The following is a 19358-nucleotide window of genomic DNA, read 5'->3' on the forward strand; positions in this document are numbered from 1 at the left end:
GCACCGACAGCAGAGTGTCGGGAAAGCGTATGAGAACGCCATGTATAAATTCTTAGTTTTTCTGTCAACTTTAAAATTATGTCACGTAACGGCATAAAATGCCGCGAAATCAGGCACAGCCGGAGGCCGGAAAGCGTACAAATAACGCAGATTCTCTCAGCTTTGTGAATATTTGGTATACAACGGTATGCACACCTTCCGTTCCCCTCGGATATGGTCTAAAAGAAAGCGACTCTCCCAGACCCCTCATGGAGCTCCCCCAGATGACCAAGATCAAGGTAGACAACCCCATCGTCGAGATGGATGGCGATGAGATGACCCGCATCATGTGGGATTTCATCAAGAAGAAACTCATCCTGCCCTACCTCGACATCGACCTGCTCTATTACGATCTCGGCATCGAAGAGCGCGACGCCACCGAGGACCAGATCACCATCGACGCCGCGATGAAGACCAAAGAGGTCGGCGTCGCCGTCAAATGCGCCACCATCACCCCCGATGAGCAGCGCGTCGAAGAATTCGGCCTCAAGAAAATGTGGAAATCGCCCAACGGCACGATCCGCAACATCCTCGGCGGCGTGGTGTTCCGCCAGCCGATCATCTGCAAGAACGTGCCGCGCCTCGTGCCCGGCTGGACCAACCCGATCGTGGTCGGCCGTCACGCCTTTGGCGATCAGTACAAGGCGACCGATTTCCGCTTCCCCGGCAAGGGGCAGTTGACGATGAAATTCGTCGGCGAGGACGGCACCGAGATCGAACATGTGGTCTATGACGCCCCGTCCGAAGGCGTGTTCATGGGCATGTACAACCTCGACGCCTCGATCCGCGACTTCGCCCGCGCCTCGCTGAACTACGGTCTCAACGTCGGCTGGCCGGTCTACCTCTCGACGAAAAACACCATCCTCAAGGCCTATGACGGTCGCTTCAAAGACATCTTCCAGGAAGTCTACGAAGAGGAATTCGCCGACAAATTCAAAAAGGCCGGCATCTGGTACGAACACCGGCTGATCGACGACATGGTTGCCTGTGCGATGAAATGGTCCGGCAAATTCGTCTGGGCCTGCAAGAACTACGATGGTGACGTGCAGTCCGACACCGTGGCGCAGGGTTTTGGCTCGCTGGGCCTGATGACCTCGCAACTGATGACGCCGGACGGCAAGATCGTCGAGGCCGAGGCCGCCCACGGCACCGTGACCCGGCACTATCGCCAGCATCAGGCGGGCGAGGCCACCTCCACCAACTCGATCGCCTCGATCTATGCCTGGACCGGCGGGTTGAAGCACCGCGCCAAACTCGATGGCAACGAACAGCTCATGCGCTTTGCCACAACGCTGGAAAAGGTCATCGTCGACACCGTCGAAAGCGGTTTCATGACCAAGGACCTCGCGCTGCTCGTCGGCCCGGATCAGGGCTGGCTCACCACCATGGGCTTCCTCGAGAAGATCGACGAGAACCTGAACAAGGCTCTGGCGGGCTGAGATCCCCAGTCCACCCGTCGGAAAGGCCGGAGCCCGCACGCTCCGGCCTTTTCCTATGATTTACCCCGTTTTGATCAGCGGAACTTCTGCCACTCCGCCTTTCCCGGAGGCGCTTCGGGTGGCAGACCGATGTCACGGCGCAGATGGGCGTTGAGATCGCCCGGATTTCTGACGCGCCGCGCCTCGCGTTTGAGCGCGCCACGCGCGGCAAAGGCGGCGCGGAGCACCTGCCAGAAGCCGTGATTTTCGACCAGAGGTTGCAGAACCTGCCGCAGAGCAAGCGGCGCGGAGGGATTGGGTACCAACATGAGATATTCCCGGCAAACACCGGGCCCGATTAAGAGATTGCAGAAGAGATGGGCCGTGCCTGCCCCCTGACCCGAGACGAAATGTCGGAAATCAGAAGACGCCTGAACCGGCCCGTTGCGAAGAACAGACACGGCAGCGATGACGGCATTTCAGGAAAAGGATCGTTTTAAGATCGCAGAGCTTTGCCAGCTCCCTTGCCACACAGGGTCATCGCCGCAGAGGCGTGTCCACGGAGGGTATGTCGAATGCTGATGGTCATGTCGCCCTCCTTCGTGGCTGTTGCAATGGCTGCACCATGGCCGACGCCTGAATTTGAGGCAAAGGTTTTTTTCTTCCGCGAGGAAACCGTGTCCTTTATGCCGCAACGCCGAGCCCGCCTCTTGCCGGGCCCCGCCCACTCCGTCAAAGTGAAGAGAGAGGCGTGACCCAAACCGGGACGCCCGTTGACTTCAATAAGGGACAGTCATGAACAAATATCTCCTGACAGGGCTTTTCGCCCTTCTCGCCAGCCCCGCGCTGGCTCACCTGCCACCCGAGCAGCACGGCTCTTTCCTCGCCGGTGTGTCTCACCCGCTCTTTGGCCTTGACCACATCATCGCCATGGTCGCCGTGGGCATCTGGGCGGTACAGATCGGTGGCAAAGCCGTCTGGGCCGTGCCCGCAGGCTTTGTCGGCGCGATGGCGCTTGGATATTTCGGCGGGATCATGGGGCTGCCCCTGCCCTTCGTCGAACCGATGATCCTGGCCTCCGCCATCATCGTCGGCCTTCTGGCCACATTCGCCGTGAAACCCGGCCTTGCCACAGGCGTCGGAATTGCCGCCCTGTTCGGTCTGTTCCACGGCCATGCCCACGGCTCTGAACTGGGCGCGGCTCAGGCTCTGACCTTCGGTCTCGGGTTCATCGCGGCCACCGCAGCGCTCCATGCCATCGGCGTGATCGCCGCCCAGCTCATGGCCCGCGTCCTGCCCTATGGCCCGCGTCTTCTGGGCGCGGCCTCGGCCCTTCTGGGCCTGTCTCTGATCTTCGGATGAACACAGAGAATTAACCATAACCTACGGATTGCGCGGGAAAATTTCCGCGCAATTTTATCTGTTATCTCGAATTTAAGGCACGGACCCCTATCTTTCCTGTAATAGGAGAACAGAAGGTTTCCGATGCAGATTTCCTCTGCCTTTCAATTTTTGGCCGCGCAGGGCTTGTCACTGAGCCAGACATCAAGCCAGAGCCAACCTCAAACTGCCGTTCCCGATCCGGAGACACGCGGCGCATCTGTGTCCGGCGGCAACGCCTCTGACGCCAGCACGCAGGGCACGACGAAATCCACAAATAATTCCGACCAGAGCAGCGCTATTCAGGGCGCACGGAACATCTTTGCCCGCTATGACCTGACCGCGATTTCCGCCACTGAGATCGACCAGTTAACCGCCGATCTCAAAGCCGCACGGTTCGACGATCTGGGCTTTGTCATGGGGCTGGAGCGGCAGGGCGCGGCTTACCGCGCCGACATGGAAAGTTCGGGCAGCGTCTATGGCATCGGCGGGGCAGAATTCGACCCCGACACCCCCATCGACCTGATCGCTCAAACGCGTTCGGAACTGGCGCTGGCCAGCCGCTACGGGCAGGACACAGAACGGCTCGCCACCCAACTGTTCAAACTCGAAGAAGCGCAGATGGCCAGACCAGTGGCGACGGTCGTATCCTCTACGCCGCGACTTGCGGAGACGCTCGTGCTGTTTCAGGCCCAGCGGCTTTGGATCGAATAGCCCCTCCTCGCATCTGAGTGCCGCAATTTTCGACAGCCGTCTGGCTCAGATCGCTTTTGTCCGACGGGCGTTGCATTTTCCGCTAGACAGGTCAGCAACACTGTCCTACCCATGAGATATGCCAGCACCCTTACCCCTTCCAGAGAATCCCCCGAAACACAGCCTCCTCGAGGATGTGCAGGGTTTCTCCATCGCCCTCATCACCACCTCGATCGGGCTGGTGATCATCAACCAGCTCGGTTTCATCACCGGTCAGACGGCAGGGCTTGCACTGGTGATCTCCTATCTCACCGGCTGGTCGTTTTCCTGGGTGTTCTGGCTGATCAACGTGCCGTTCTACGCGCTGGCGTGGTTTCGCATGGGCACGGAATTCACCGTGAAATCCGCGATTTGCGTGACCGTCGCCTCTATTCTGATCGCCCAGATCCCGAACTGGATGTCGTTTTCCTACATCAATCCGCTGTTCGGTACGGTCGCCTTCGGCATTCTAGCAGGCTACGGGCTTTTGGGCATTTTCCGCCACAAGGGCTCGCTCGGCGCGCTGGGTGTCATCGCGCTTGTCGCGCAGGACCGGTTCGGCGTGCGGGCCGGCATTGTGCAACTTTGCTTCGATGCCGTGCTGTTCGCCGTGGCATTCTTCCTTTTCGAACCGTCCCGGGTGTTGTATTCGCTCCTCGGCGCGGTGGTGCTCAATGGCGTGATCGCCTTCAACCACCGCCGAGACCGTTACATCGCCAACTGACACCCGGAGACCCCCATGGCCGCAGCAGACATCGCGAAAGCACGCGAAGAAGATCAGCACACGCTGTTCGAGGATGCGCAGGGGCTTCTGTTCGGCACGATCATGTGCGCCTTCGCGCTGATCCCGCTCCGTACGCTCGGGCTGATCACCGGTCAGATCGCAGGTTTCGCCGTCCTTGTCTCCTATGTCACCGGCTGGCCCTTTGGCTGGGTCTTCTTTGCCGCCAACCTGCCGTTCTATTGGTTCGGCTACAAACGCCTCGGCAAGAAATTCATGCTCAAGACCTTCGCCTCGGTGGCCATGGTCTCGGTCTTTGCCGAATGGTTCCCGACACTTGCAAGTTTTGAAAGGCTCAACCCGGTGCTCGGTGCGGTAATCTTCGGCTTTGCCACAGGTGCGGGGCTTCTGGCGATTTTCCGACATGGCGCCTCTCTCGGCGGGATCGGCATCATCGGGCTCTATATTCAGGACGCAACCGGCTTCAAGGCGGGCTATGTCCAGCTCATTTTCGACGCCTGCCTGTTTGCCGCGGCCTTTTTCCTGCTGCCCCTGCCCCTCGTGCTCTATTCGCTGCTGGGCGCGCTGGTCGTGAACCTCGTGATCGCGATCAACCACCGCCGCGACCGCTATATCGCGATGTAAGCGGGGCCGGGATCATGCCGAAACACTATCTGTTTCTCATCGCCGCCATTGTCTCCGAAGTGATCGGAACCTCTGCGCTCAACGCCTCGAAACAGTTCACCAAACCGCTGCCCACCGCCATGGTGGTCATCGGCTATGGCCTCGCCTTCTATTTCCTGACCCATGTGCTCAAGGTCATGCCCGTCGGCGTCGTCTACGCCATCTGGTCCGGCCTCGGCATCGTTCTGATCACCCTTGTCGGCCTTGTCGCCTTCGGTCAGAAAATCGACCTCGCGGCCGCCCTCGGCATGGGGCTGATCATCGCGGGCGTGCTCGTCATCCACCTTTTCTCGCGCACCGCATCACATTGAGCGCCTTTTCTCAGGTTCAGACGCTTTAAAGCTGGTCTTTTGCCCTCTCACCCGTTAGGCGCGGGGCCAAGACATATTCACGACGGAAACCCCACCCTATGGATCTTCGCAATATCGCCATCATCGCCCACGTGGACCACGGCAAGACGACGCTTGTCGATGAGCTTCTGAAACAATCGGGCACTTACCGCGAAAACCAAGCCACCACCGAGCGCGCCATGGACTCCAACGATCTGGAGCGCGAGCGCGGCATCACCATTCTGGCGAAAGCCACCTCGGTCGAGTGGAAAGGCCATCGCATCAACATCGTCGACACCCCCGGCCACGCCGATTTCGGCGGCGAGGTGGAGCGCATCCTCTCCATGGTCGATGGCGTTGTCCTTCTGGTGGACGCCGCCGAAGGCCCGATGCCGCAGACCAAATTCGTGACCTCGAAAGCGCTCGCCCTTGGCCTGCGTCCGATCGTGGTTCTAAACAAGGTCGACAAACCGGACGCCGAGCCGGACCGCGCACTCGACGAATGCTTCGATCTCTTCGCCTCGCTCGACGCCGACGAAGACCAGCTCGATTTCCCGCATCTCTACGCCTCCGGCCGCTCCGGCTGGTGTGACGCCGAACTGGACGGGCCGCGCAAGAACCTCGACGCGCTGTTCAACCTGATCCTGAACCACGTCCCCGCGCCGCGTCAGCTCAAACATCAAGACGATCCGTTCACCATGCTCGCGACCACGCTGGGCTCCGACCCGTTCCTCGGTCGTCTGCTCACGGGCCGTGTCGAGAGCGGCAAGATCAAAGCCGGTGCGACCATTCAGGCTCTGACCCGCAACGGTCAGAAGATCGAACAGTTTCAGGTCAAGAAAATTCAGGCCTTCCGCGGTCTCGCCATGGCAGAGATCGAAGAGGCTGTCGCGGGCGATATCGTGTCGCTCTCCGGCATGACCAAAGCGACCGTCTCCGACACGCTCTGCGCGCTCGAAATTGACGAGCCGCTCGAAGCCCAGCCGATCGACCCGCCGACCATCACCGTGACCTTTGGCATCAACGACAGCCCCTTGGCCGGTCGTGAAGGCAAGAAGGTTCAGTCCCGTGTGATCCGCGACCGTCTCATGAAAGAGGCCGAGTCGAACGTTGCGATCAAGATCAAGGACACCCCCGGCGGCGAGGCCTTCGAAGTGTCCGGCCGTGGCGAACTTCAGATGGGCGTTCTGATCGAGAACATGCGCCGCGAGGGCTTCGAGCTGTCGATCTCCCGTCCGCAGGTGATCATGCGCGAAGAGAACGGCCAACGCATGGAGCCGGTCGAGGAAGTCACCGTCGATGTGGACGATGAATACTCGGGCGCGGTGATCGAGAAGCTCACCGGCGCGCGCAAGGGCGACCTGACCGAGATGAAACAGCAGAACGGCAAGACGCGGATCATCGCCCATGTGCCCTCGCGCGGTCTCATTGGTTATCACGGCGAGTTTCTCACCGACACCCGCGGCACCGGCGTGCTGAACCGCGTGTTCCACAGCTGGGCGCCCTACAAAGGCGCGATCCCGGGCCGTCGTCAGGGCGTTCTGATCTCCATGGAAGACGGCGAGGCCGTGGCCTATGCGCTTTGGAACCTCGAAGAACGCGGCAAGCTGTTCCTCGGCGCTCAGGCGAAGGTCTATCAGGGCATGATCATCGGCGAGCATTCGCGTGACAATGACCTTGAGGTCAACCCGCTCAAAGGCAAGAAACTCACCAACGTGCGCGCCTCCGGCACGGACGATGCGGTGCGTCTCACCACGCCCAAGACCCTGTCGCTGGAAGAGGCCATCGCCTATATCAACGACGACGAGTTGGTCGAAGTGACGCCGGAAAGCATCCGCCTGCGCAAACGCTACCTCGACCCGCACGAGCGCAAGCGCAACGCCAAAGCGGCACAGTAAGTCTGAGTATTTCAGACAACGAAGGACACCAGAAGACCCGCTTCGGCGGGTCTTTTTCGTTGGATTTCTCTTTGGCGCGCAGTCTCTGTGCGCGAGCGGGGCTTAGGGACATGGGCATTTTCGCCTATGTTGGGGCAAAGGAGATCCGCCATGACCATGCGTAAGATTCAGACCCAAGGGGTTCATCACATCACCATCACCGGCGCGGACCGGCAGTCTTCCATCGACTTTTGGGAGGGCGTTTTGGGCATGCCTTTCGTCTTCGATCAGCCCAATCTGGACCGCCCCGAAGAAGGGCATTTGTATTTCGATCCCGGCGACGGGCGGTTGATCACCGTATTCACCAATGAGGAACGCAAGCCGGGGCGTCACCGCATCGATCAGGGGCCAGGGTCGCTGCATCATCTTGCGTTCAATGTGTCGAAAGTCACCTTCGATCAGGTGATCGAGCGGCTGGATGCGCGCGGCGTGAAACACTCCGGCGTCAAGGATCGCGGGTTCATGGACAGCATCTATTTCCGGGAGCCGAACGGGATGTTGATCGAGCTGGCGAGTTATCGCTTCGAGCCGCCGCAGGGCTATACGCATACGGATGTGCTGCACCGCGCGCACCTTATCCGTGTGGCGGCGGGCGGTGACCATATCGACACGGTGCATTTGGCCGACGCGATTGAGGAGCTGGTGCATCAGAGCACCAACACGCTGTCCTTTGACCGCGCCGCGAAAAACCCGTTTGCCAAATAAAAACGGCGCGGAGTTTCCCCCACGCCGCGCTCAATCCCTGTGAGCGATCTCACTCGGTGGTTTCGATCACCACTATGTCGCGCTCCGAAGCGCCATTGGCGTGGCTCAGCGCCTCTTGATATTCCGGGCTGTTGTAGCAGGCCACGGCGGCCTCGACGCTGTCGAAACGGGTCACCACGTTGCGCGGGCGGTCGTTGCCTTCGAGCTGAACGTAGCGGCCGCCACGGGCGAGGAAGGTCCCGCCATGCTTGGCAATCGCGGGCCCTGCCAGTTTGGCATAACGGCCATAGGCCTCTTCGTCCGCGACCTTGATGTTGGCAATCCAGAGAGCGGGCATGTCTTATCCTTTCAAAAGCGTTTCAGCGGCGGCAATGGCGGCGTCGGCACCGGAGAAGTCCTTGCCCCCGCCCTGCGCCATATCCGGACGACCGCCGCCGCCCTGACCGCCCACCGCGGGCACAGCGGCCTTGAGCACATCGACGGCGGAGATTTTGCCGATCAGATCGTCGGTCACACCACAGGCCACCGCGACCTTGCCGTCTTCTTCGGCGATCAGAAGGATGACGCCGGAGCCGAGATTGTTTTTATGCGCGTCGATCAAGCCGCGCAGATCCTTGCCGGAGACGCCGGAGAGCGCCTGCGCGAGGAATTTCACGCCGCCGATCTCTTTGGCTTCGACCCCGCCTTTGGCACCGCCGCCGAGCGCGATCTGTTGCTTGAGGTTGGCGACCTCCTGCTCCAGTTTCTTGCGCTCATCGGCCAGCGCCTTCACGCGCTCGACCACTTCGGTCACCGGGGCTTTGAGGACATTGGCGACCTCGGCCGCGCGATGCGCCTCGGTTTCCAGATGGGCAATCGCCGCCTGCCCCGTCAGCGCCTCAATCCGGCGCACGCCCGCAGAGGACGCGCTGTCACCCAGCACCACGCAAACCCCGATGTCGCCCGTGCGTTTGACATGGGTGCCGCCGCAAAGCTCGAGCGAATAGGTCTGGCCATCGGCCCCCTTGCCGGTGTCGGCACGGCCCATGGATACGACGCGCACTTCGTCGCCGTATTTCTCACCGAACAGTGCCTGAGCGCCGATGGCGCGGGCGTCGTCCGGGGTCATGATCCGGGTGTCCACCGCCGTGTTCTGGCGGATGAAAGCGTTCACATCGTGCTCGACCTTGGCGATTTCCTCGGCGCTCAACGCCTTGGCATGCGAAAAGTCGAAACGCAGACGATCCGGCGCATTGAGCGACCCGCGCTGCGCGACGTGATCGCCCAAGGTCTCGCGCAGCGCCTCGTGCAGAAGGTGCGTCGCCGAGTGATTGGCGCGGATCGCCGAACGACGCGTGTGATCGACTTCGAGCGCCGCAGGCGCACCGACTTTGATCTCGCCACTCTCGATGGTGGCGAAATGGATGAACACCCCCGCGACCTTTTTCGTGTCGCTGATCTTGGCGACGGCTTTCTCGACGCGGATCACACCGGTGTCGCCGACCTGACCGCCAGACTCGCCATAGAACGGCGTCTGGTTGACCACGATCTGCACCGTGTCACCGGCCTTCGCCACATCGACGCGCGCACCGTCTTTGACGAGTGCGACGATCTCGCCCTCGGCCTTCTCGGTGTCATAGCCGAGGAATTCCGTGGTGCCCTTGTCTTCCGCGATGTCGTACCAGACGGTCGCGTCCGCCGTCTCGCCGGAGCCTGCCCAAGCGGCGCGCGCCTTGGCTTTTTGCTCGGCCATGGCGGCGTCGAACCCGTCGGTGTCGACCTCCACGCCCTTCTCGCGCAGTGCATCCTGCGTCAGATCGAGCGGAAAACCGTAGGTGTCATAAAGTTTGAACGCCGCCTCGCCCGGAAGCTTTTCGCCCTCCGGCAGATCGACGAGTTCGTCTTCGAGCAACTTGAGACCGCGATCGAGCGTCTGAATGAAACGGGTTTCTTCGAGCTTCAGCGTCTCTTCGATCATCGCCTGACCGGTCCGTAGCTCGGGGTAGGCATCGCCCATCTGGCGCACCAGTTCCGGCACGAGCTTATGCATGACCGGATCTTTCGCCCCCAGAAGGTGCGCGTGGCGCATGGCGCGGCGCATGATCCGGCGCAGCACATAGCCCCGACCCTCGTTCGATGGCATCACGCCATCGGCAATCAGGAAGGAGGTCGAGCGCAGGTGGTCCGCGATCACCCGGTGGTGGACGTTCTTGTCGCCGAAGGCATCCACCGAAGTCGCATGCGCCGATGCCTCGATCAGGGCGCGCATCAGGTCGGTGTCATAGTTGTCGTGGCTGCCCTGCAAAAGCGCCGCAATGCGCTCAAGACCCATGCCGGTATCGATCGACTGCATGTCGAGATCGACCATCGTGCCGTCGGCGAATTTCTCGTTCTGCATGAACACGAGGTTCCAGATCTCGATGAAACGGTCGCCATCCTCTTCCGGGCTGCCCGGAGGGCCACCCCAGATGTGATCGCCGTGATCGTAGAAAATCTCGGTACACGGCCCGCAAGGTCCAGTGTCGCCCATCTGCCAGAAGTTGTCCGAGGTGGCGATGCGAATGATCCGATCTTCCGGCACGCCGACCTTTTTCCAAATCTCGAACGCCTCGTCATCGGTGTGATAGACGGTGGTGTAGAGCTTGTCCTTCGGAATGTCGAAATCCTTGGTGATCAGCTCCCAGGCAAAGGGGATCGCCTCATGTTTGAAGTAATCGCCAAAGGAAAAGTTGCCGAGCATCTCAAAGAACGTGTGGTGCCGCGCCGTGTAGCCGACATTGTCCAAATCGTTGTGCTTACCGCCCGCGCGCACACATTTTTGCGCCGTGGTGGCCCGCACGTAATCGCGTTTCTCCACCCCGGTGAAGCAGTTCTTGAACTGCACCATACCGGAGTTGGTGAACATGAGCGTCGGGTCATTGCGCGGCACGAGCGGCGAGCTCGGCACGACGGTGTGACCGTTGCGTTCGAAATAGTTGAGGAAGGTGGAGCGGATATCGTTCACGCTGGGCATGGTGGGCGCGTCCTTACGGAAAATCTTGGCGTTCGGCATGGTTTACCCGCGCACGCCCGTGCTGTCCATAAGTGGCAAACGGAAAAGGGCCGAAACCCTTACGGCTTCGGCCCTTATATCCCCGCGATGACAGCGACGTTATTCGTCGTCGTCGATCATGTCGTCATGCTCGAACCCGTCACCCATGTCGAAATCGAGCCCGTGCGCGGCGCGGATTTTATCCTCGATCTCAAGCGCGGTCTGCGGGTTCTCCTTGAGATAGCGTTTCGCATTCTCACGACCCTGCCCGATCCGCTCGTCACCGTAAGAGAACCACGCGCCGGATTTGTCGACCACGCCCGCCTTGACGCCGAGGTCCAAAAGCTCGCCGGTTTTCGAGATGCCTTCGCCATACATGATGTCGAATTCGACCTGTTTGAAGGGCGGGGCGACCTTGTTTTTTACGATTTTCACGCGGGTCTCGTTGCCGACAACCTCGTCGCGGTCCTTGATCGCGCCGATGCGGCGGATGTCCATGCGGACGGAGGAGTAGAATTTCAAAGCGTTGCCGCCGGTGGTGGTTTCGGGCGAGCCGAACATCACGCCGATTTTCATGCGGATCTGGTTGATGAAGATCACGGTACATTTCGAGCGGCTGATCGAGCCGGTCAGTTTGCGCATCGCCTGCGACATCAGACGCGCCTGAACGCCGACGGAGCTGTCGCCCATGTCGCCTTCCAGTTCGGATTTCGGCGTCAGCGCGGCCACCGAGTCGACCACGACCAGCGACACGGCCCCGGAGCGCACCAGCGTGTCGACGATCTCAAGCGCCTGCTCGCCGGTGTCGGGCTGGGAGATCAGCAACTCATCGAGATCGACGCCGAGCTTCTTGGCGTAGATCGGATCAAGCGCGTGTTCGGCATCGACAAAGGCGCAGACGCCGCCTTTTTTCTGTTCCTCGGCCACGCAATGCAGCGTCAGCGTGGTTTTCCCCGACGATTCCGGGCCGTAAATCTCGACAATCCGACCTTTCGGAATGCCGCCAATGCCAAGCGCGATATCGAGACCCAGAGACCCCGTGGAGGTCGCTTCGATCTCCTGCACCGGGTTGTCGGCGCCGAGCCGCATGATCGAGCCTTTGCCGAACTGGCGCTCGATCTGGGCCAGCGCGCTTTCGAGCGCCTTCTGTTTGTCCCCGTTCTGATTGTCGTTCTTTGCCATCTCTTTTGCCGCCGTTGCCATCTGTTCAAACCCTTATCTCACACCCGTCAAAAAGCGTCCATCGCGGAAAGGTCGCGAAAAGGGGACTGCTCGGACCGGGGCTGTTGTTCGCCTCTTGTTCTCATCTATCTTATGAGCACAAAAAGGGAACATTTCAACTTAAATTTACGAAAATCACTCTGAGGCAGAATTGGTTAAGGACAGGTTAGCAAAACTGGCCTGCATAAAAAAATTCAGGCACCACCCGAGGATGAAGCCTCAAACTATATGAAAAGGCATGATTTTCAGTGAAACTGTGCCTGTACCGTCGCGGTCAGTTCGGACAGCGAGAACGGTTTCGGCAGGAAGACGGAATTCGGAATCCGCGATTGCTGTTCGGAGAAATGATCCTCCGCATAGCCTGAGACGAACACCACCTTCACGCCCGGGCGGTGTTTCAGCGCCTCGGAGACCCAGCTCGGCCCGTCCATCCCCGGCATGATCACGTCGGAGACAAAAACGTCGATATGCAGGCTCTCGTCCTCCAGCGTTTCGAGCGCCTCCTCGGCATTCTCAGCCTCGATCACCGTATAACCGCGCAGACGCAACGCGCGAGACGCAAAGGCCCGCACCGGTGCCTCGTCCTCCACCAGAAGGATCACGCCGGAGCCCCGTTCGGAACTCGGATGCGCCTCCGCGACTGGTTTGCTGGCCGCCTCGACAACCGCCTCTGCCTGCGCCGTATGGGCCGGAAGGAAGATGGTAAAGGCCGTGCCTGTGCCCACCACACTGTCGACGAAAATAAACCCGCCAGTCTGCTTGATGATACCGTAAGCGGTCGACAGCCCAAGCCCCGTACCCTCGCCCGTGCGCTTCGTCGTGTAGAAAGGTTCGAACACTTTCTGCAAACGATCCGGCGGAATGCCGACACCCTGGTCCGAGACGGTCACCACGACATATTCGCCGACCGGAACCGTCGCCCGGTCGCGGGTAAACACGTCGCGCAACACCTCGTTGCGGGTCTCGATCTTGATCTCGCCGCCCGTCGGCATGGCATCGCGGGCGTTGACCACGAGGTTCATGATCACCTGTTCGAGCTGGCGCTTGTCGACCCGGATCGGCAGGAGCCCGGCGTCGTGATCAAGCGACAGGCTGACCTTTTCCCCAACCAGACGGTTCAGCAAATGAGTCAGATCGGACAGCGTATCGCGCAGGTCGATGACCTCGGGCTTGAGCGTCTGTTTGCGCGAAAACGCCAGAAGCTGACCGACAAGAGAGGCGGCGCGGTTGGCATTTTGATGAATCTGGACGAGATCGCCATAGTCCGGATCGGCCTTATCGTGGCGCAGCAACAAAAGGTCGCAATGCCCTGAAATTGCAGTCAAAAGATTGTTAAAATCATGCGCAACCCCACCCGCGAGCTGACCAATGGCCTGCATTTTTTGCGACTGGACGAATTGTGCCTCAAGCGATTTCAGCTCGGTCGCGTCCGACAACACAGCGATCAGTTCGATCTGGTCCTTCTTGCCTTCTCCCTTGCGTTCGACGCGGTTGAGAGAGATTTGCAGGAAAGTGTCGCTTTGCGGACGCGAGGCGCGAACGAATTCCGGTTTACGCGCCCGCCCCATGGCCACATCCGTGACCCAGTCCTGTACCGGTCGACCGAGCCCTTCGACCAGATCGCTGAGGCTCAGCCGGTCATGCGAGGGGATCGCCAGAAGCTCCCGCGCGGGCCGGTTGGATTGCAGAATGCGCCCATCCACCGCCACTTTCAAAAGTGCGACCGGCAGTGCATCGAAGGCCTCCCACGCCCCCACGTTTGGTGTCGTTTCAGGAAGGAAATACAATTCCTTACGACCCGATCCTGAACTTTCGAATTGCGCAACCCGGGCATAGATCCGCCCCTCGACACCCGCCAGGACATGAACGTCTCCAGGCCGGATCGGCAGGTCTGTCACCACCCGGTCGAGCGTCTTTTTGCGATGTCCGATCAGACGCCGCATCGGTTCGTTCAGAAACAGCACCGTGTTGTTTTTCGACAGGGCAATCATCGGCAGAGAGATCGCATCGCCATCGAGCACGCCGCCGCGTTCGGCCATATCCTCAAGCCGCCACAGAAAACCGCTTTCCCCGATCAGATGCACAGAGAGCCGCATATGACCATGACGCATCACAACATCTTCGCGCGCGGCCCCCTTGGCTAGCGCCCGCGATTGCAACCGGCTGAGCGTTGCCCCGGGGGCGGCGAAAACGTCTTCGAGGGAGGAGAGCAATGTGCGCCCGCCGCGCCCGCCAAACCGTTCGATCGCGGCCCGGTTTTCATAGCCGATCACCCCGTTGAGATCGGTGGTGAAAGAGGGGGCCGCATCATTGGCGACGAATTCGGCCAGCGCCATGTTGAGACGGTTGCGGACCACATGCTGGCGATGGCTCAGAACCCGCACAAGAACTGCGGCCCAAAGCAGTGCCGCGCCGCCGCAAAAGAGGATGAGACCGAACTGCGGCCTCGGCAGAAGCAAGGCTCCGCCACAAAGCGCCAGCCCGCTCAGGGCAAGTCCCATGCTATAAGGTGCGATCCGTTCGGCCTGTTTCGACAACGGCCCTGCGGTCATGCTGGTGTTGAACACCTGTTCCCCTTTGCGTTTCTTTCCCCGACGGACCTGCCGAACCGGTTACGCAATGCGCAATCCGGAGCACTGGTCCCCGGGCGTCCCCGATGTCTTGCCAATTTGGCCTATCCCGACCAAACCCGACAGATCACGGGCGAGTTTGGCGGTGATTTGGTTAACGGCCCTTTAATCGGCAGCACAAAACGAGGATAAAACGCGAATAACTGTCGGTAAAGTTGTATCCGCACAGAATTTTACACGTTTGAACGAAAATCGCGTTTTACGTCAGATCAGACGTCGCAGCGTCGCAAAATAGAAACCGTCTCCCCCTTCCAGCGGGCTGATCTGCCTTTGCCGGATGAGTTCGAATTCGGAATGTCGCGCCAGAAAGCTTTCGACCTGCACAGCATTTTCCGGCTTGAACAGCGAGCATGTGGCATAGGCCAGCACGCCGCCCGGACGCACGCGCGGGGCGACTTCCTCGAGAATCTCGGCCTGAAGTGCAGCCAGACGGTCAAGTCGGGCCTGGGTCAGCGCCCATTTTCCCTGCGGGCTGCGGGAAAACGCGCCGGAACCGGAACAGGGCACATCACAGAGCACCAGATCGTAATCAGGCGCGAGATCCGCTTTGCGCGCGGTCGCTATGGTGATCCCGGCCCGGGAGGCGCGAGGTGCGATGTCCTGCATCCGGGCGGGATCAACATCATGGGCGGTCAGACGCAGCGCCGCGCGCGCGCCCATGGCGAGGCTCTTGCCCCCGCCGCCCGCGCAGTAATCCAGCACCTCCATGCCATCCTGCAAAGGCAAACCGTCGATGATCGCCTGCGAGCCTGCATCCTGTAATTCGACGATTCCCGTGAGATAGGCCTGAGAGCGTGCAACGGCGCGCGCGCCACGGGTGACTTTCAAAGCCGTTTCCGAAAGCGAATGCGGCACAGCCTCAATGCCGTCCTCAGACAGCAACTCAAGCGCATAGCTCAGGGTGGATTTGCCGATATTGACGCGCAGGAAGACATCGGAGCGCTGCCCCAAAAGCTCAAGCGCCGCGTCGCTGCCCTCCCCAAGGGTCGCGTCGTAAAGCGGCAAAAGCCAGTCAGGACAATCGAGCCGGACGCCACGCGGGGCCGTTTCGAGCGCCGGAGGGGCCGCGCGTTCCTCGACGGTGAGCGGGCGGGGCGCAAAACGGTCTTCGCAGAACAGCGTGTCAGGATCGACGCCCTGCACCCTGAGCGCACCGATCATCAACTGACGCCCGGAAGGACGCGCCTCGCCTGCCCCGCCAAGCCAGCCATAGGAGCGTTTGCAGCGCAGCGCATCGAACACATGATCGCGGATCGCAGCGCGATCTTTCGAGCCGGCAAACCGATGCCCGCGCGCCCAGTTGGTCAGGACGCGCTCGGCATTTTCGCCGGAGAGCACATCATCAAGACATTCAATCGCGGCGGACAGGCGGGCGGCTGGGGTCATGCGGGGCTCCGGTGGCGGATCGTCAGCGATCCCTTTCCCCAGACCTACACCGCCCGTCTGAGACAATCAACGCGCCAGAAGCTTGCCGATCAGCTCGGCATCCAGCACCCGATCGTCGCAATTGTCTTCGCCCGGCAGAGCTTTACACAGGCTATAGAGCCCCTTGAGCGTATGCGGTCCGGCAAAGCCATCCTGCGCGCCGCTATAAAGCCCTTCGGCCTTGAGATCGCCCTGAAGCATATAGATCGCGAGGTTCGGGTTGGCCTTGTAAAGCTCCTTACCAAACCATGCGGTCATCAGGCCGGGGTTGCCTGCCGCTCCCTCTTCGATCAGCGCTGCCATCTTCGGCAGGTCCTGCGTCATGCGGTGGGTCGCGGCCTTGATCGTCAGCCCGTATTGCGCCCGCTGATCCGCATTCAGAAGATCGCCATGGGCCTCAAGCGAGGCCAGTGCCGCCGCCGGATCCTTGCGAATGTTGTAGCGGTTGCCGTCGCGTTGCAGCGAAATCAGGTTGAGAAGTGCGGTGACATTGCCGTCTTCTGCGGCGATTTCCAATTCGGCCAAGGCTTTCGGGCCGCTGGCTTCCATCGAAATCCCCCAGGTTGCGCGCTGCGATTCGAGCACGGCGATGCGTTCCTCGCCCGCCGCCCGCGCCTTGTCCGCAAAGCCATCGAATTTGGCGCGCGAATTCGGCCCGAGATAGCCGTACATCGCCCCTTCCGCGAGCGAGACCCAAGCCTCGCTTTCGCCCATCTCACCGGCGCGGATCAAATTGGTTTCGGCGGTTTGCCAATCCTTTTCGCTCCACATCATCATCGCGCCATAGGCCGCAAGGCCGGAGCCGTCCCCTGCGGCGGCAGCCTCTTCGAACAGCGCCTCGGCGCGTGTCCAGTCTTTCGCCAGAGGCTTGCCATAGAGATAGAATTCCCCGAGCGCGACCTTGGCCTGAACATCGCCCTGAGCCGCCGCCTCTTCCAAGAGCGGCAGGCCACGGTCGATGTCCTGCGGGATCACCCAGCCGCCGATCAATTGCTGACCCAAAACGCGCATCGCACCCGTGTCGCCCTGCGCCGCCGCCGCACTCAAAAGCCGGTCGGCCTCTGCGAGATCCTTGGCCACGGGCGTGCCCCAGAGATAGGCCTGCCCGAGCGCGGTCTGCGCCTTGGCATCGCCCGCCTCGGCGGCTTTCGCGAGCAAAATCGTGGCCGCCTCAACGTCCTGATCGACCCCGCCATAGCCCCAAAGCAGCGCGTTTCCGAGCTGAACCGCGGCGGCCATATCGCCCGCATCTGCGGCGGCTTGCAGCGCCGTGGCGTCCAGATCTTCCGCCCCGGCTGCGCCCGGCAAAGCGAGGCACGCGAGGCTCACAGTCCCCCAAAGCACGACCGAGCGCGTGCTCCAGCGGGCGAATTTCCAAAGTCTTGAATGCAGCATTTTCCCCTCCTCTTCCCAGACCATGGGCGGAAAAGGTCATTTGCGTCTCTCGCAGAGCCATCACGCGGGGCTCGGTATGAGGCGTCAATTGACCGCGTGAGCAGCACGTGAGTCCGGCACCATGGCCATGGAGGAATTAGACCACAAAAATCGGAAAATATCAATTTGCCATAGCGTCGCGACGCTGCGGCGCAGAAAATGAAAAAACGCCACGGTTTGACCCGTGGCGCTTTGTAGTCCAGTCGTCTCGACGCCTCAGCCGATGCGGTAGTTCGGGCTTTCGCGGGTGATTTGCACGTCATGGACGTGGCTTTCCTTGAGACCCGAGCCGGTGATCTTCACGAATTCGCAGTTTTTGCGCATCTCGGCGACGGTGGCGCAGCCGGTATACCCCATGGAGGCGCGAAGCCCCCCGACCATCTGATGCAACACGGTTGCGACCGGGCCTTTATAGGGCACCTGCCCCTCGATGCCCTCGGGCACGAGCTTGTCGGAGGCCGCGTCTTTCTGGAAATACCGATCCGCCGAACCGCGCGCCATGGCACCCAGGGACCCCATGCCACGGTAGGATTTGAAGGAGCGGCCTTGGTAGAGGATCACCTCGCCCGGAGACTCGTCCGTGCCCGCAATCATTGAGCCGACCATGGCGACAGAAGCGCCCGCCGCGATGGCTTTGGAGAAATCGCCGGAGAATTTGATCCCGCCATCGGCGATGATCGGCACGTCGCCCGCCGCCTTGGCGCACTCCATAATGGCGGTGAGCTGCGGCACGCCGACGCCTGCGACCATGCGGGTCGTACAGATCGACCCCGGCCCGATGCCGACCTTGACCGCATCCGCACCCGCGTCGATCAGTGCCTTGGTGGCAGCGCCGGTTGCGACGTTGCCCGCGATGATCTGCACCTTGTCGCCAAACTCTTTCTTGGCGCGCGCCACCGCTTCGACGACGCCCGCCGAATGGCCGTGGGCCGTGTCGATCACGATGATGTCGACGCCCGCGTCCACAAGGGCGGAGGAGCGCTCGAAGCCCGCCTCGCCCACGCCCGTCGCCGCCGCAACCCGCAGACGCCCGAGCGCGTCCTTGCTGGCCGAGGGGTTCAGCACGCTTTGCTCGGTGTCCTTGAGGGTCAGAAGGCCGGTCAGACGGTTGTCCTTGTCGACGACCAGAAGCTTCTCGATCCGGCGCGCTTTCATCAGCGAGATCGCCTCGTCGCGGTCGGCGGGTTCCTGAAGGATCGCGAGATTGTCCGAGGTCATCACCTGAGAGACCGGCGTGTTGTCGGAAGTGGCAAAGCGCATGTCGCGGTTGGTGACGATGCCGACGATGCGGCGATCCGCGTCGATCACCGGGAAGCCGGTGAAATTATACTGGGCACAGAGGGCCTTGGCATCGGCGATGGTCTGGTTCGCGGTCAGCGTCACCGGATTGTAGACGATGCCGCTCTCGAACCGTTTGACCCGGCGCACTTCGATGGACTGTTGTTCGATGTTGAGGTTCTTGTGGATCACCCCGATGCCCCCGGCCTGCGCCATGGCGATGGCCATGCGGGCTTCGGTCACGGTGTCCATCGCCGACGACAAAAGCGGGATGTTCAGCTGAATGGATTTGGTGACATAGGTCTTTGTATCGGCTGTAGACGGCAGCACGGTAGATGCGGCCGGAACAAGCAATACGTCATCGAAGGTAAGCGCCTCGCGAATCTCCATCGGGTCTCTCCATGGGGGATACGGT

Annotated in this window: 16 protein-coding genes; 8 read left to right on the forward strand and 8 right to left on the reverse strand. The window is 61.0% G+C overall.

What is annotated here, in order from left to right; all coding sequences use genetic code 11:
- The first annotated feature begins 263 nt into the window (after positions 1–263).
- The gene (locus tag V1475_RS15240) at positions 264–1478 is read left to right on the forward strand and encodes an NADP-dependent isocitrate dehydrogenase (RefSeq protein ID WP_434286964.1); all 1215 of its coding nucleotides are present in this window, start codon (positions 264–266) and stop codon (positions 1476–1478) included.
- 74 nt (positions 1479–1552) lie between these two features.
- On the opposite strand, the gene V1475_RS15245 is transcribed toward V1475_RS15240, so the two are convergent.
- A complete protein-coding gene (locus V1475_RS15245) occupies positions 1553–1786 on the reverse strand; it encodes a hypothetical protein (protein WP_434286963.1) in 234 nt (77 codons plus the stop codon).
- A gap of 466 nt (positions 1787–2252) precedes the next feature.
- Here V1475_RS15245 and V1475_RS15250 point away from each other — a divergent pair, with 466 nt between their 5' ends.
- The 7 genes from V1475_RS15250 (at position 2253) to V1475_RS15280 (ending at position 7945) form a co-directional block, all read left to right on the forward strand.
- Positions 2253–2819: a HupE/UreJ family protein gene (locus V1475_RS15250; protein WP_434286961.1), complete on the forward strand. Its 567-nt coding sequence runs from the start codon at positions 2253–2255 to the stop codon at positions 2817–2819.
- A 123-nt stretch (positions 2820–2942) separates the two neighbouring features.
- Positions 2943–3551, forward strand: coding sequence for a hypothetical protein (locus V1475_RS15255; RefSeq protein WP_479413430.1), 609 nt, complete (start codon positions 2943–2945; stop codon positions 3549–3551).
- Positions 3552–3669: 118 nt separating this feature from the next.
- Positions 3670–4293 carry a YitT family protein gene (locus tag V1475_RS15260; RefSeq protein ID WP_479413431.1) on the forward strand — a complete coding sequence of 208 codons (624 nt, stop codon included), beginning with the start codon at positions 3670–3672 and terminating at the stop codon, positions 4291–4293.
- 15 nt (positions 4294–4308) lie between these two features.
- Positions 4309–4935, forward strand: a complete 627-nt coding sequence (locus V1475_RS15265) for a YitT family protein (RefSeq protein ID WP_479413432.1) — start codon at positions 4309–4311, stop codon at positions 4933–4935.
- Between the two features lie 14 nt (positions 4936–4949).
- Positions 4950–5285, forward strand: a complete 336-nt coding sequence (locus V1475_RS15270) for a DMT family transporter (protein WP_434286957.1) — start codon at positions 4950–4952, stop codon at positions 5283–5285.
- Positions 5286–5383: 98 nt separating this feature from the next.
- The gene (gene typA, locus V1475_RS15275; RefSeq protein WP_479413433.1) at positions 5384–7201 is read left to right on the forward strand and encodes a translational GTPase TypA; all 1818 of its coding nucleotides are present in this window, start codon (positions 5384–5386) and stop codon (positions 7199–7201) included.
- Between the two features lie 156 nt (positions 7202–7357).
- Entirely contained in the window at positions 7358–7945 is a 588-nt protein-coding gene (locus tag V1475_RS15280; RefSeq protein ID WP_479413990.1) for a VOC family protein, read from the forward strand.
- A 49-nt stretch (positions 7946–7994) separates the two neighbouring features.
- Here V1475_RS15280 and V1475_RS15285 read toward each other — a convergent pair whose 3' ends face one another.
- The 7 genes from V1475_RS15285 to guaB form a co-directional block, all read right to left on the reverse strand.
- Positions 7995–8282 carry a DUF1330 domain-containing protein gene (locus tag V1475_RS15285; protein WP_479413434.1) on the reverse strand — a complete coding sequence of 96 codons (288 nt, stop codon included), beginning with the start codon at positions 8280–8282 and terminating at the stop codon, positions 7995–7997.
- A gap of 3 nt (positions 8283–8285) precedes the next feature.
- The gene (alaS, locus tag V1475_RS15290; protein WP_479413436.1) at positions 8286–10937 is read right to left on the reverse strand and encodes an alanine--tRNA ligase; all 2652 of its coding nucleotides are present in this window, start codon (positions 10935–10937) and stop codon (positions 8286–8288) included.
- Between the two features lie 138 nt (positions 10938–11075).
- Positions 11076–12137, reverse strand: coding sequence for a recombinase RecA (gene recA, locus V1475_RS15295; RefSeq protein WP_434286951.1), 1062 nt, complete (start codon positions 12135–12137; stop codon positions 11076–11078).
- Between the two features lie 284 nt (positions 12138–12421).
- Positions 12422–14677, reverse strand: a complete 2256-nt coding sequence (locus tag V1475_RS15300) for an ATP-binding protein (RefSeq protein WP_479413991.1) — start codon at positions 14675–14677, stop codon at positions 12422–12424.
- A gap of 333 nt (positions 14678–15010) precedes the next feature.
- A complete protein-coding gene (locus V1475_RS15305; RefSeq protein WP_479413437.1) occupies positions 15011–16192 on the reverse strand; it encodes an RsmB/NOP family class I SAM-dependent RNA methyltransferase in 1182 nt (393 codons plus the stop codon).
- A gap of 66 nt (positions 16193–16258) precedes the next feature.
- Positions 16259–17626: a tetratricopeptide repeat protein gene (locus tag V1475_RS15310; protein ID WP_479413438.1), complete on the reverse strand. Its 1368-nt coding sequence runs from the start codon at positions 17624–17626 to the stop codon at positions 16259–16261.
- Positions 17627–17881: 255 nt separating this feature from the next.
- Positions 17882–19333 carry an IMP dehydrogenase gene (gene guaB / locus V1475_RS15315; protein ID WP_479413439.1) on the reverse strand — a complete coding sequence of 484 codons (1452 nt, stop codon included), beginning with the start codon at positions 19331–19333 and terminating at the stop codon, positions 17882–17884.
- Positions 19334–19358: the final 25 nt, after the last annotated feature.

The sequence above is a fragment of the Celeribacter sp. SCSIO 80838 genome (assembly GCF_056498065.1).